The organism is Polaromonas sp. (genome assembly GCF_012927485.1).
Classification (GTDB): Bacteria; Pseudomonadota; Gammaproteobacteria; order Burkholderiales; family Burkholderiaceae_C; genus Polaromonas.
On the sequence record NZ_JABBPC010000020.1, the window covers coordinates 121,378 to 134,617 of the forward strand.

General features: G+C 56.9%; 14 protein-coding genes. 9 read left to right on the forward strand and 5 right to left on the reverse strand.

Annotated features, from left to right (window positions below; translation table 11 throughout):
• The first annotated feature begins 70 nt into the window (after nt 1-70).
• The 3 genes from fdxA to HHJ16_RS08675 all read left to right on the forward strand — a co-directional run bounded on the left by fdxA (nt 71) and on the right by HHJ16_RS08675 (nt 3,165).
• Nucleotides 71-400, forward strand: a complete 330-nt coding sequence (gene fdxA / locus HHJ16_RS08665) for a ferredoxin FdxA (RefSeq protein WP_293642198.1) — start codon at nt 71-73, stop codon at nt 398-400.
• Nucleotides 401-464: 64 nt separating this feature from the next.
• A complete protein-coding gene (locus tag HHJ16_RS08670) occupies nt 465-1,565 on the forward strand; it encodes an NAD(P)/FAD-dependent oxidoreductase (RefSeq protein WP_293642199.1) in 1,101 nt (366 codons plus the stop codon).
• Nucleotides 1,566-1,860: 295 nt separating this feature from the next.
• Complete coding sequence (locus tag HHJ16_RS08675; protein ID WP_293642200.1) at nt 1,861-3,165, forward strand: cytosine permease; 1,305 nt, start codon at nt 1,861-1,863, stop codon at nt 3,163-3,165.
• On the opposite strand, the gene thiD is transcribed toward HHJ16_RS08675, so the two are convergent.
• The 3 genes from thiD to thiM are packed head-to-tail and all read right to left on the reverse strand — an operon-like array spanning nt 3,149 to nt 5,491.
• Nucleotides 3,149-3,994 (reverse strand): bifunctional hydroxymethylpyrimidine kinase/phosphomethylpyrimidine kinase, encoded by an 846-nt coding sequence (thiD, locus tag HHJ16_RS08680; RefSeq protein ID WP_293642201.1) that lies wholly within the window; start codon nt 3,992-3,994, stop codon nt 3,149-3,151. The genes HHJ16_RS08675 and thiD overlap by 17 nt on opposite strands.
• Nucleotides 3,994-4,653 (reverse strand): thiamine phosphate synthase, encoded by a 660-nt coding sequence (gene thiE, locus HHJ16_RS08685; protein ID WP_293642202.1) that lies wholly within the window; start codon nt 4,651-4,653, stop codon nt 3,994-3,996. Before thiE ends, thiD begins: the two co-directional genes overlap by 1 nt.
• Before the next feature lie 4 nt (nt 4,654-4,657).
• Nucleotides 4,658-5,491, reverse strand: a complete 834-nt coding sequence (gene thiM / locus HHJ16_RS08690; RefSeq protein ID WP_293642203.1) for a hydroxyethylthiazole kinase — start codon at nt 5,489-5,491, stop codon at nt 4,658-4,660.
• A 593-nt stretch (nt 5,492-6,084) separates the two neighbouring features.
• Between thiM and badH the strand changes: the two genes are divergently transcribed.
• The 5 genes from badH (at nt 6,085) to HHJ16_RS08715 (ending at nt 10,145) form a co-directional block, all read left to right on the forward strand.
• Nucleotides 6,085-6,852: a 2-hydroxycyclohexanecarboxyl-CoA dehydrogenase gene (gene badH, locus HHJ16_RS08695; RefSeq protein ID WP_293642204.1), complete on the forward strand. Its 768-nt coding sequence runs from the start codon at nt 6,085-6,087 to the stop codon at nt 6,850-6,852.
• A gap of 27 nt (nt 6,853-6,879) precedes the next feature.
• Nucleotides 6,880-7,662: a 2-ketocyclohexanecarboxyl-CoA hydrolase gene (gene badI, locus HHJ16_RS08700; protein WP_293642205.1), complete on the forward strand. Its 783-nt coding sequence runs from the start codon at nt 6,880-6,882 to the stop codon at nt 7,660-7,662.
• 535 nt (nt 7,663-8,197) lie between these two features.
• Nucleotides 8,198-8,932, forward strand: coding sequence for an energy transducer TonB (locus HHJ16_RS08705; RefSeq protein WP_293642206.1), 735 nt, complete (start codon nt 8,198-8,200; stop codon nt 8,930-8,932).
• Between the two features lie 24 nt (nt 8,933-8,956).
• Nucleotides 8,957-9,676: a MotA/TolQ/ExbB proton channel family protein gene (locus tag HHJ16_RS08710; protein WP_293642207.1), complete on the forward strand. Its 720-nt coding sequence runs from the start codon at nt 8,957-8,959 to the stop codon at nt 9,674-9,676.
• Between the two features lie 58 nt (nt 9,677-9,734).
• On the forward strand, nt 9,735-10,145 hold the full coding sequence (locus tag HHJ16_RS08715; RefSeq protein WP_293642208.1) for a biopolymer transporter ExbD: 411 nt from the start codon (nt 9,735-9,737) through the stop codon (nt 10,143-10,145).
• A gap of 2 nt (nt 10,146-10,147) precedes the next feature.
• Here the strand turns inward: HHJ16_RS08715 and HHJ16_RS08720 are convergent, their stop codons facing one another.
• Nucleotides 10,148-10,555: a heme-binding protein gene (locus HHJ16_RS08720; protein WP_293642209.1), complete on the reverse strand. Its 408-nt coding sequence runs from the start codon at nt 10,553-10,555 to the stop codon at nt 10,148-10,150.
• Nucleotides 10,556-10,760: 205 nt separating this feature from the next.
• On the opposite strand from HHJ16_RS08720, the gene HHJ16_RS08725 reads away from it, so the two are divergent.
• A complete protein-coding gene (locus HHJ16_RS08725) occupies nt 10,761-11,450 on the forward strand; it encodes a Bax inhibitor-1/YccA family protein (protein ID WP_293642210.1) in 690 nt (229 codons plus the stop codon).
• A gap of 60 nt (nt 11,451-11,510) precedes the next feature.
• On the opposite strand, the gene rlmD is transcribed toward HHJ16_RS08725, so the two are convergent.
• Nucleotides 11,511-12,971 carry a 23S rRNA (uracil(1939)-C(5))-methyltransferase RlmD gene (rlmD, locus tag HHJ16_RS08730; protein ID WP_293642211.1) on the reverse strand — a complete coding sequence of 487 codons (1,461 nt, stop codon included), beginning with the start codon at nt 12,969-12,971 and terminating at the stop codon, nt 11,511-11,513.
• Nucleotides 12,972-13,240: the final 269 nt, after the last annotated feature.

The window sequence follows — 13,240 nt, forward strand, 5'->3', positions numbered from 1 at the left end:
GTTTTCTCTTTTAACCCTACGGCCGGAAACCTCTTAAAATTAAAGGTTTACACCGACCGACCCTCACACCATGACACACATCGTCTCTGACTCGTGCATCCGCTGCAAATACACCGACTGTGTGGATGTCTGCCCTGTGGACTGTTTTCGCGAAGGTCCGAACATGCTGGTTATCGACCCGGACGAGTGCATTGATTGCGCCGTGTGTATTCCGGAATGTCCTGTTAACGCCATTTACGCTGAAGAAGATTTGCCGGCTGATCAATTGCAGTTCATCAAACTCAACGCCGAATTGAGCCGGGCTGCGGGGTGGACAAGCATCACCAAGCGCAAAGACGCGTTGCCGGATGCCGAGGAATGGAAAGACAAGACAGGGAAACTTCCTGAGCTAAAGCGCTAAAACTGACATGCCACCGGGCAATTGAAGCCGACCCCGATCCGTTTACAAAACAAGTCAAGAAAACATGGAACCTCAACTGAACCAAGAAGTGATTAACACCGCCGCCCAGCACGATGGCCCCATCGAAACCGATGCCGTCATCGTGGGCGCTGGCCCTGTCGGTCTTTTTCAGGTGTTTGAGTTGGGTCTGCTTGAGATTAAGGCCCACGTGATCGATTCACTCGCTTATCCGGGCGGCCAATGCATTGAACTCTATCCCGACAAGCCGATTTATGACATTCCTGCGGTACCCGTCTGCACCGGTAGGGAGCTAACAGACAACCTGCTCAAACAAATCGAACCGTTTAGCGCGACTTTCCACTTTGGCCAGGAAGTGAGTGTGGTTGAAAAACAGGACGACGGTCGCTTCTTTGTTGAAACGTCAAAAGGCACCAAGTTTCTGACCAAGACGATTTTTATTGCGGCCGGTGTGGGGGCCTTCCAACCCAAGCTGTTGCGGATTGATGGCCTGGAAAAGTTTGATGACGCCCAGCTGTTTTACCGTGTCAAAAATCCGGCTGACTTTGCCGGTAAAAATTTAGTGATCGTCGGCGGTGGGGATTCAGCGCTGGACTGGGCGCTCAATTTTGTGGCAGAAGGGCCGCATAAAGCCGAAAGTGTAATTTTGATTCATCGCCGCGACGGCTTTAAGGCCGCGCCTGCCAACGTGGCCAAAATGAAGGACTTGTGTGATGCCTACGAAATGCAGTTCATCGTAGGCCAAGTCACCGGATACGAGGAAAAAGAGGGCAAACTCACCTCAGCCAAAGTGACGGGTGCCGATGGAATAACCCGCGTCGTGCCGCTGGACGTGCTACTCGTATTCTTTGGCTTAAGTCCCAAGCTCGGACCCATTGCCAATTGGGGTCTGGACATCGAGCGCAAGCAGCTCAAGGTGGACACCGAAACGTTTTCAACCAATGTTCCCGGCATCTTCGCGGTAGGCGACATCAACATCTACCCTGGCAAGAAAAAACTGATTCTGAGCGGCTTCCATGAATGCGCGTTGGCGGCGTTTGGCGCTGCGCCTTTCATCTTCCCGGACAAAAAGATCCATCTGCAATACACCACGACGAGCACTAAACTGCACAAGGTGCTGGGTGTCGAGACCCCGGTGTTTGACTAAATCCGGCGTTTACGACCGCACTAAAAGCCCACTCTGAGGTGGGCTTTTTTGCAGGTTGTTTACCTGGCTCAAAGGAACTGCCAAACCGATCTGCCCGTCAATTCGTTTTACAATTTGCTCTGTATTCATAGGAATGCGCTAGCCAAAGGTGTTGCTGCGAATTGTCATGGAACGAGCAGCAACTGAGAAAGTCCCTTTGAACCCGATTGACGTCATCCTCGCGCAGGAAAGCATGTCACAAACGCCCCCCAGGGCCACGTACAAGCCGGTCCGCCGTTTACGAATGGAACTCCAGATGGCCGCTACGCCACTATCCACCACTGCTGACAATACTGCACTCACACCGCTACCCGCGGGCGACCGCCTGTTCGGCTGGAGCGACCATGCTGCACTTTGGCTCAGTCTGGGCGTGGGCCTTCTCGTTATTCAGATCGGGTCTTATCTGGTGCCCGCACTTGGCGCTAAAGAGGCATTAACGGTCATCGTCTTCGGCTCCGTATTCGGTGCGGGCTTGCTGGCCTGGACCGCCAAGATGGGCTGTGACACGGGCTTGTCGAGCGCGGGTCTGATGCATGCCACTTATGGCAGCAGCTTTGCGCGCCTGCCCGTGCTGCTGAACATTGTGCAACTCATTGGCTGGACCACTTTTGAGCTGGTCGTCATGCGCGATGGCACGGTAGCCATCGCCCGCCAGTCCGGCAGTTTCACCGACGCCTGGTGGCCGCTGCTAACCACTTTGCTCTGGGGTGCCCTGCTGCTGGCATTGCTGTCGGGTTCAATGGTGAAACTGGTGCGAAAGTTTATTGGCCGTTATGGCTTGCCGCTGGTTATTGCTTCACTGCTGTGGCTCAGCTGGCAGTTTCTTTCCAAGGCCAGCGCCCAAGGCTTGACAGCCGTGTGGAATCGTGCCGGCGACGGCAGTATGAGCACCCTTTCGGCGCTCGATCTCGTCATCGCCATGCCGGCGTCGTGGCTGCCTCTGGTGGCTGACTTTGCGCGCCATGGTCGTGATGGCAACAGCGCTTTTCGAGGCACCTGGTTGGGTTACACCGTCGCCAACATCTGGTGCTACGCCCTGGGTGTGCTGGTCGCCCTAACGACGCCCAGTACCGACATGGTCGCCGCGCTGTTGTTGGCGCAAGGTGGCTTAATCGCGCTCGGGCTGATTTTGATTGACGAAGTGGATAACGCCTACGGCGATCTGTACTCGGGTTCGGTCGCGGGCCACAGCCTGAAGCCGGTCTGGACTGTACGGCGCTGGGGCATGGTGCTGGCCGTGCTGTCCACTGCGCTGGCGCTGGTGCTACCCATGCACAGTCTTGAACCGTTTTTACTGATACTCAGTTCGATTTTTGTACCGTTATACGGCGTCATTCTGGCGCGTCTGGCTGGCCACTCCGATGTGGTATCGCTGGTAACAGAACGCAGGGTGAACTACAGCGCGGTCGTGATCTGGCTGCTGGGCGTTACCTGCTACCACCTCTGTGCCCAACTAGCCCCCAGCTGGGGAGCAACGTTACCGACCTTGGCACTGACCTTTGTGTTGGCGCGTGTCAGCCGCGGCCTGTCTAACCGTTCAGACGTCAGCGCAGCGGCTTAAGCCACATGCGCTGGGGCGCATGGCCGTGGTTTAGCGGCCCGCTTCCAGCGCCAGTGCGCACATTGGCCCCAGCCTCCAGCGCAACGCGCACAAAGGTGTGCGCTGCCCGCACGGCCTCCAATAAAGAAGACCCACGCGCGAGGTGCGCGGCAATCGCTGACGACAGGGTGCAGCCGGTGCCATGGGTATTGGCGCTGTGTATGCGCGGCGCGCGCAGCCAGTGCATTTCACCGTTTTGCATCACCAATAAATCGCTCACCACTTCGCCCGACAAATGCCCCCCTTTCAGCAACACCGCCCGTGCGCCCATTGCCAGCAGCTCAAGCGCCGCAGCTTCCATTGCTCCCTCGCTAACCAACGGCCTGCCAACCAGCAATGACGCCTCGTCCAGATTCGGGGTGACCACGTCGGCGCGCTGAAACAGCTCGCTGACCAACACCGCAATAGCCGGGTTGTCAATCAGCACGGCGCCGCTCGTGGCCACCATCACCGGGTCCAGTACTACTTTTTTAAGTCTATGGCGATCAATTGCTTGCGTCACAGTCCGCACAATATCGGAGGAATGCAGCATACCGATCTTCACAGCATCCACACCAATGTCTTCGACCACTGCATCAATCTGGTCGCGCAGCATCGCAGGGGGAACGCCGTGAATCGCCCGAACGCCCTGGGTGTTTTGCGCGGTCAAGGCGGTGATGGCCGTCATGCCATAGCAGCCGAGCGCCGCGAAGGTTTTCAGATCTGCTTGAATGCCCGCGCCGCCGCCACTGTCGGATCCGGCGATGGAAAGCACGCGCGAATATTCAAACTCAAAGGCTTTGTCCGTCATCACCTAAGTCCCCGCGTTTTTAACTCGGCATCACACAATGATCTGAGTTCGGCGGCGGCCGTGCCCGGGTCATCCGCAGCACACAAGGCGCTCACCACGGCAAGGCCGTCGGCCCCGGCACGCAGCACATCACTGGCGTTTCCCGCGTGAATGCCGCCGATGGCAACCAAGGGCAAACGGGTGGCGGCCCGCACCGCGATAAGCCCTTGAAGGCCCCAGAAGTTTTTGGTATCGGTCTTGGTCGGCGTGGCAAAGACAGGGCTCACGCCGAGGTAATCCAGCGGCAACCCGGCGCTTTGCGCCACATCGTCCATGGTTTCGACAGACCAGCCGATAAAGACCTCAGGCGGCAGCAGCCTGCGCGCCTGATCGACCGGCAAGTCGCGCTGACCCAGATGCACGCCTTCCGCACCGCAGGCCAGGGCCACGTCAATACGGTCGTTGATTACAAGTGGCACACGGTGCGGCGCCAGCAGTTTTTTCAGCATCAGGGCTTGCTCTACAAACTCTCGGGTGCCCAGGTGCTTTTCGCGCAACTGCACGCAGCTGACTCCACCCTGTACTGCGGCATCGACTAGGTCGACCAGCGATCGACCACGCATCAGCGACTGGTCTGTGACCAGATACAAACGCAAGGCGTCAGGGTTCAGCCTTGCCACGTTGTCACCACGTTTGCGACTGCAGCTTAAGTCGCTTCTCAAACGTGGGTTGCTCCAGCAACTGCAGCTCGTCAATCAGGCTCACCGCCAGGCTGCCGACACCCAAACCGCGGCCTTGCACCTTCTCCGCAGCCACCTCACCCGCCACACCCAGGAGGGCCATGGCAGCCGTGGTGGCGCGCCAAGCATCAGGCTGCACGGCGCAGAACGCACCGATGAGTGCCGTGGCCGAGCAGCCGACGCCGGTAATTCGCGTCATCCATGAATGACCGTTGGACAGACGGGCCCAGCGCTTATGGTTGTCAAAGACATGATCAATCTCGCCGCTCACGCAGACCGTGCCTGCGGTGCGGCCCACCAGTCTTTGCGCGGCGCCCAGCGCGTCCGTGGCTGGCGCACTACTGTCGACACCGCGCGTTTTAACGGCGGCGCCCGCGACACTCATAATTTCAGAACCGTTGCCACGAATCACAGTGGGCGAGGCGATCGCCAACAGTGCCTCCAGCGCCTGATTCCGATAAGGCGTCGCACCGGCACCCACGGGATCAAGTACCGAAGGAATACCGCGCTGAGCGGCGGCCGCCAAAGCCAGCTTCATGCTCTCGACCCAATAAGGATCGAGCGTGCCGATGTTAAGCACCAAGGCCTGGGCGATTTCCACCATCTCCCGAACCTCCTCATGGGCATGGGCCATCACCGGCGAAGCACCGGCAGCCAGCAATACGTTGGCGTTCAAGTTGATAACCACCAGGTTGGTGATGCAGTGCACCAGCGGCGAACGTTCACGGACGGCCACAACATCTGACCAGAGATCCGCAGCAGAAAGATTCGGGGTCATATTTCCTTTTTACGACGAGAAAGCAGGAGGTAAACATACCAAGATACGCCCGGTGCGGCAAAACTTGCGCCGCCCATCGCCGAACATGCTGCCTCGCGAAATGTCTTGTTGCGAACGATTATGTCGGAACCCAGGTGTGCTTCTCACACTGATAGGGGCCCTCCATGCCAATCTCACCCCGCATTGCGGCATCATTCAGTTCAATCGGCCGGCACTTCTTCGGGGCAACCGAAGGTTTGCAGCGACAATCGAGCTCCATGCAATCCAGACACCTCTAAATGACCGCTGACTATCTGTTTGAACAAGCCGTCATGCTGTCCTACCGGTGGGCGGCTTACGCCCTGTTGAATTTGGCCGATGATGCCGCGATATTGGCGCTGATTTTCTGCTGAGCGACTGCCCAACCCGTTGCGGAAGCGGCCGGCGTCCTATTTTTCTTCGGTTATAGCTATAGTCGAAAATATATTAGCCGCCCTGCCACGGTGATTTCCCGCGCGGCCGTTGCTCGTCATGTAATGAGTCTTAAGAGTCGTGAGTTTGTAATTTGACGGCAGCCTTCAAGGATACTGACAACAGACCACCCGGAGAAGAACATGCAAAGATTTCAGGGGAAAACCGTGATCGTCACGGGTGGAGGCGGAGGAATTGGTGGTGCAACCTGCCGACGCTTCGCACAAGAGGGCGCACAGGTCGCCGTGTTTGACAGAAATCTTGCTGGCGCCGAAAAGATTGCTGCCGAAATTCGCGCGAGCGGTGGAGTGGCACAGGCATTTCGTTGCGATATCACTAGCCGTTCCGACATCAATGCTTGCGTTGCGGCAACCGAATCCAGCCTGGGGCCCATCGAGGTACTGGTCAACAACGCCGGTTGGGACGTTTTCAAACCATTTACCAAGACCGAGCCCGCAGAATGGGACCAGCTGATCGCCATCAACCTGACCGGCGCATTGCACATGCACCATGCCGTCTTGCCTCTGATGGCCACCCGCAAACGCGGACGTATTGTCAACGTCTCGTCGGATGCGGCGCGCGTTGGTTCTTCGGGCGAAGCGGTATATGCGGCGTGCAAGGGCGGTCTGGTGGCGTTTTCCAAGACCATCGCCCGCGAACATGCACGCCATGGAATTACGGTCAATGTGGTGTGCCCTGGTCCAACAGACACGGCCCTGTTTGCTGATTACAAGGCGGGAGCGAGCAACCCGGAAAAGCTGCTGGAAGCTTTCGAGCGATCAATCCCGCTTGGGCGCATTGGCCTGCCCGGCGACCTTCCCGGCGCCATTCTGTTCTTTGCCAGCGACGACGCCGGCTACGTCACGGGCCAGGTGCTTAGCGTCTCTGGCGGCCTGACCATGCACGGATGAAACAACCCCACGTTAAGGAAACCAACCATGCAGTATGAAGATATTCTTTTCGATGTGCGCAATGGCGCGGCCTGGATCACAATCAACCGCCCTGAAAAAATGAACGCCTTTCGCGGCCGCACCTGCGATGAACTCATTCACGCCCTCAATCATGCAGGCTACGACAAGGCCATTGGCGTCATCGTTCTGGCTGGCGCAGGCGAGAAGGCATTTTGCACCGGCGGTGACCAATCGACCCACGAAGGCCAGTATGACGGTCGCGGCACTATCGGATTGCCGATGGAAGAGTTGCACAACGCCATCCGCGATGTACCCAAACCAGTGATTGCCCGGGTGCAAGGCTATGCCATCGGCGGCGGCAACGTGATTTGCACTATCTGTGATCTCACAATTGCTTCCGAGAAAGCCCAGTTTGGCCAAGTGGGCCCCAAGGTAGGGTCGGTTGATCCCGGCTATGGCACCGCCCTCCTGGCGCGGGTGGTGGGCGAGAAAAAAGCGCGCGAGATGTGGTACCTGTGCCGACGCTACTCGGCCGACCAAGCGCTGGCGATGGGCTTGGTCAACGCCGTCGTGCCGCACAACCAGCTGGACGCTGAAGTGCAAAAGTGGTGCGATGAGATCATGGAAAAAAGCCCCACGGCGATTGCCATCGCCAAACGCTCCTTCAATATGGACACCGCGCATCAAAGCGGCATCGCCGGCATGGGTCTGTATGCGCTGAAGCTTTACTACGACACGGACGAATCGCGTGAGGGCGTCAAAGCCTTCCAGCAAAAACGCAAACCCGACTTCCGCAAGTTCGCGAAATAACTGCAGCTCTCCCACCATGCAGGGTTTCTGTCCCTTCAAGGAAGAAGCACTGGAGACAAGATGAACCCCTGCATCAATGAAGACCTTGCCGCTGCAGCCCCACACGCTCGTCGTTTCGCGACTGAAGGTGTCGCCGCTGGATTTTTAGACTGCGATCAAAAGCGCGTAGTAGACCGAACCTTGATGGCCGAGAGGGGAGAAATGGTTTTCATTGCGCCTGAATTGCCGGCGGCGTCTGGCAACGAATGTGATTCATGAAGAAGTGCCCGCGCAGTGAAATGTTTCGCGACAAAACGCCTTGAGTCAACCCTCCGCTTCCCTTGAATCAGTCTCCAACGTCACCCCATAAATTATCCGCGTGCTGCACCTGAATCTGAGACCATCCTGAAACAGAGCGGGGCATTCGGAACAAAAAAGCTACCTGGGTAAAAAAGTAGCAACTCCATGGCCGGCGTTCCGTCGGGGATCTTCCACCGCTAAACTTGACCGAACTTGTAGTGTGCTGACGACCATGAGAGCCTTTACCGATTCCCCAATGAACGCCACCGCATTTTCTAGCGTTGCTGTCCAGCCCGTAGCCATTGCGCGTCCGACGCTGCTCCGCAATGCAATGATTGCGCTGGGGGTGGTGGCGCTGCATGCCGGATTTATCTGGACGCTGCAAAGCGGACTGCGTATGCGCACCGAAACACTGCTGGTGACTGCCGAAGTCTTGTCCCAGTTTGTTGACCCACCCGTGCCCAGAGTTGCGGCGCCCGCTCCCGCACTTCCGGTGTCGCCGTCACCACGCCGCCCACCTGCCCCGAGCGCGCAGAAAAAAGCGATCGTCAAAGTGCCGCTCCAGTTACAACCGCCTTCCCTCACCGTTGCCGCGCCCACACCGGCACTGGACACACCGTTGGCCGACGGCCCGCCGCCCCTTTCCTCGGCGCCTGCCGCCGCAATTGCAGGACCGGCTCCTGCAAGCCTTGCCAGACCGCCGGCATTGCAGCAGCCGTCGAGCAACGCTGACTACCTGCAAAACCCGAAGCCCGCCTACCCGCCCCAAAGCGAACGACTGGGGGAGACCGGCAAAGTGGTTTATAAAGTCTGGATCGGGCCCGATGGGAAAGCCGAGCACGCTGAACTGGTCACCTCCAGTGGCTTTTTACGTCTCGACAAAGCAGCTTACGAAACGGTCATGCGTTGGCGTTACGTGCCCGGCAGGCGCAACGGCGTGGCGGAAACCATGCCCTTCAACGTACCGATCAACTGGGAACTGCGTAATTAATTTTGGACTGTGGAGTATGGATTCATGAATTCCCAATTTGGCCTTGCCAACGCCTGGAGCCAAGGCGATATCGTCACCAAATCCGTAGCCTTGCTGTTATTGAGCATGTCGCTCGCTTCTTGGATAGTCATCATCATCAAGACACTGGATCTGATCAAGTACAAAAAGATTTCCGGGGCCGCTGAAGCTTTTTGGTACAGCCCGGATTTCGCGTCGGGCCTCACCAAGCTGGGGCTCGACCCTGGCAATCCTTTTCGTCAATTGGCACTTGAAGGCCGTGAGGCCACACTCCACCACCTCAACACACAAGCGCAGCTGCACAATTCGCTGGATATGAGCGACTGGGTCACACGTGCGCTACGCAACGCCATCGACGAATTCACCGCCAAGCTGCAATCCGGCTTGGCCATCCTCGCATCGGTGGGCTCCACAGCCCCCTTTGTCGGCCTGTTTGGCACTGTCTGGGGCATCTATCACGCACTGTTGTCCATTGGCGCGGCCGGCCAGGCGACGATCGACAAGGTGGCCGGCCCGATTGGTGAGTCGCTGATCATGACGGCGCTGGGTCTGGCTGTAGCCATTCCAGCGGTACTGGGCTACAACGCACTGGTGCGCGGCAACAAGGGCGTTTTGCAAAAGCTGAATCGCTTTGCGCACGACCTGCACGCCTATTTCGTCACTGGCGCCCGCGTCGGCACAGGAGGCTTAACCAACGTAGTCCCTATGAAAAAGCCTAATATTTGAGGCATGAATTTCCCTGTCCCCCTCAAAGGTCAGGGCCACTCCCTAACGGAAAAGTAATATGGCTTTTGGAACCCAGGAAGACACCGACGAGGTGATGAATGAGATCAACATGACGCCCATGGTGGACGTCATGCTGGTGCTGCTCATCATCTTTATCATCACAGTACCGGTGATGAAAAACTCCGTGAATATCGAGCTGCCGCGCGCCACCAGCGAGACGCAAAAAGTGAAGCCGGAGACAATTCTTCTGAGTGTGGATGCGGAGGGCCGCTACTTCTTGAATGAAACCAGGGTAACTGAAGAAGATCTGGTACCCCGGTTAAAGGTTGCAGCGGCCCAAAATCCCCAGCCCGACTTGCATATCCGAGGCGACAAATCAGTTCGCTACGAGCGCGTGGCACAAGCCATGGCGGCAGCGCAGCAGGCAGGCCTGCACAAAATCGGTTTTATTACTGAACCGAAGAACTGATCTTATCGGCCAATTGCCGCAATGCCTGCACGGGCAATCTGCGCGTCTTCTGCGGACTTCACGCCGCTGACACCAACAGCGCCAATGCACTGTCCCTCTTTCACGATGGGTATGCCACCTTCAAGCATGCCTTGAATATAAGGCGCTGAAAGGAACGAGGTGCGGCCGCCGTTGATGACGTCTTCGTAGACCTTGCTCTCGCGGCATCCCATTGCAGCGGTATTGGCCTTGGAAGGCGCAATATGCGCGGAAATAGGTGCCGCCCCATCCAGCCGTTGTAGATACAGCAAATGGCCGCCGTCATCGACAATGGCGATGCTCACGGCCCAGTTATTTTTAAGGGCTTCCGCTTCGGCTGCGGCGGCAATGGCTTTGACGTCCACAAGTTCCAGTACTACTTTTGATTTCATGGTTTTCCAAGTTTTTCGAGGACATTGTGTGCAAAGATCTCAAGCATACGCAAATTTAAAGAACTTTCAGGCTCCGATTGCCCGCAAAAAGGCTTATAGAACCCTTACAAATAGTAGTAGGTGGGCAGTGGGAGGTCTTGAAAAGCCAGGGTTGACCCCTAAAATAGCAGTGCTCACATTTACGGACTCTTTGGAGACGATATTCATGACTGACAATGTTCAAACCCTTGACTACGGCTCGGCAAGCTCTGCCCTGCAGCGCAACAAGGTACTGCGCAACACTTATTGGTTGTTGGCACTGAGCCTGCTTCCGACGGTGCTTGGGGCCTGGGTCGGAGTAGCGACTGGAATCACCCAGGCGCTCACCGGCGGGCTCGGGATGATTGTGTTTCTGGGCGGTGCCTTTGGCTTTATGTTTGCCATTGAGAAAACCAAAAACTCGGCCGCGGGCGTGCCGGTGTTGCTGGGCTTTACCTTTTTCATGGGGCTAATGCTCTCCCGCATGATCGGCATGATTCTGGGCTTTAGAAATGGCTCCGAGCTGATCATGACGGCTATGGGCGGCACCGCTGGCGTGTTCTTCGTGATGGCCACGCTGGCCAGCGTGATCAAGAGAGATATCTCGGGCATGGGAAAGTGGCTGTTTGTCGGTGCCGTCGTAGTCATGATTGGCGGCATCATCAATATTTTCGTAGGTTCGTCAGCTGGCATGATGGCCATTTCAGTGGCGGTGATTGCGATTTTCAGCGCCTACATGCTGTACGACCTGAAGCAAATCCTGGACGGCGGTGAAACCAATTACATCAGCGCTACGCTGGTCCTGTACTTGGATATCTTCAATGTCTTCCAGGCTTTGCTGGCCCTGCTGGGGATTTTTGGCGGTGAACGCGACTAAGACTAAGCGGTTTCAATAAAAAAGGGCCTTCGGGTCCTTTTTTATGCTTCTTTGTTGCGACTAAAGCCTCTCGAACACCACCATGGATTCCACATGCGCCGTGTGCGGGAACATATTGATCACGCCTGCCGCCGCGCAGCGGTAGCCGCCGCCCTCCACCAGCAAGCCTGCATCCCGTGCCAAAGTAGCCGGATTACAACTCACATACACAATCCGGGTAGGCGGCGTCCAGGCTCCGAGCAACAGGCTCTGCTGTTGTCCGGCATCGTCGCAGGGCACACCGGTCACCATCTGCTGGTGCAGCGCGGCCAAGGATTTAAACAATTCGAACGCACCTTCACGCGGCGGATCTACCAGCCATTTGTCGGCAACGCCATCTTTCACCAGCATGGCCGGAGTCATCTCAAACAGGTTTCTTGCTACAAATTTGGTCTCTGCCAGCGCAGGGCGAGCGGCAGATGCCGGCTTGTTGAATTCAAAGTTTTGGCGTGAACGGGCCACCAACACGTCGCTGCCTTCAATGCCCAGTACTTCACGGGCCCGCGTAGCCAGCGGCAATGTGAAATTACCGAGGCCGCAAAACCAGTCGATGACCCGCTCATGGCGTTGTACATCGAGCAAACGCAGCGCACGAGAAACCAGCACCTGATTGATATGCGGGTTGACCTGAGTGAAATCGGTCGGCTTGAAGGGCATGATCACGCCAAACTCCGGCAAGCCGTAGCTCAACTCCAGAACGTTTTCATCCAACAGTTTGACGGTCTCCAACCCGCCGGGCTGCAACCACCATTGCAAGCCCGGATTCACCGCGGCGAAGGCCCGCAATTTAGCCAGATCGCCCGTACTGAGCGGCTCCATGTGTCGCAGCACCATGGCCGTTACATCGTCGCCACACGCCAGTTCAATCTGCGGCAAGGTTTCTTTGGCGTCCATGCTGCCTATCAACTCGCGCAGCGGCAGCAACATGGCACTGATGTGTCGCGGCAACACGTGGCATTCGGTCATGTCCGCCACATAGCCGCTCTTGCGCTCATGAAAACCGACCAATACAACACCTTTTTTCCGCACGTAGCGCACCGACAGGCGTGCGCGGTAACGGTAGGCCCAAGACGGCCCTTCAATCGGCCTAAGCAGGTTGTCTGCCTTGACCTTTCCAATATGCCAGAGGTTGTCTTCCAGCACCCGCTGTTTGACAGCCACCTGCGCGCCCACATGCAGATGCTGCATTTTGCAGCCGCCACAGGCACCTGTGTGCATCCCGAAGTTGGGACAAGCTGGGCGCACTCGCTGTGACGACTCCCGGTAAACCGCTAATAACGTGGCTTTTTCGAAAGTGTTTTTCTTTCGGAAAACGTTGGCAGTCACCTGTTCAAAAGGCAAGGCACCTTCAATGAACACCACCTTGCCGTCGGCCCGGTGGGCAATGCCCTGCGCTTCGATGTCAAGAGACTCTACGGTCAGTAAATCCAACGGATAGCCTGCCAGCGCGGGAGACTGTTTGTTCTGGGTTTCTTCGGTCATCCCTAATTGTCTCAGGCGAAGGCCTCAATTTACCGGGCGTTCGGTAAAGCGATGGCTTTGGCGGCCCAGCAAACATGCAAGCAGCCGGAAAAACACAAAATTAGCTACAAACTTTGTAGCATGTAGTACCCAAATAACGGGACTATAAGACTATTAATACGCTACCTCAAATACCCGTCCCCAAAAAAAGGAGCCCAGCCAAAGCAGGGCTCCCTTTTTCGAATATCAAGCGCTTATTTGGCGGGCAGGTATTTGGCCGGATCGACCGG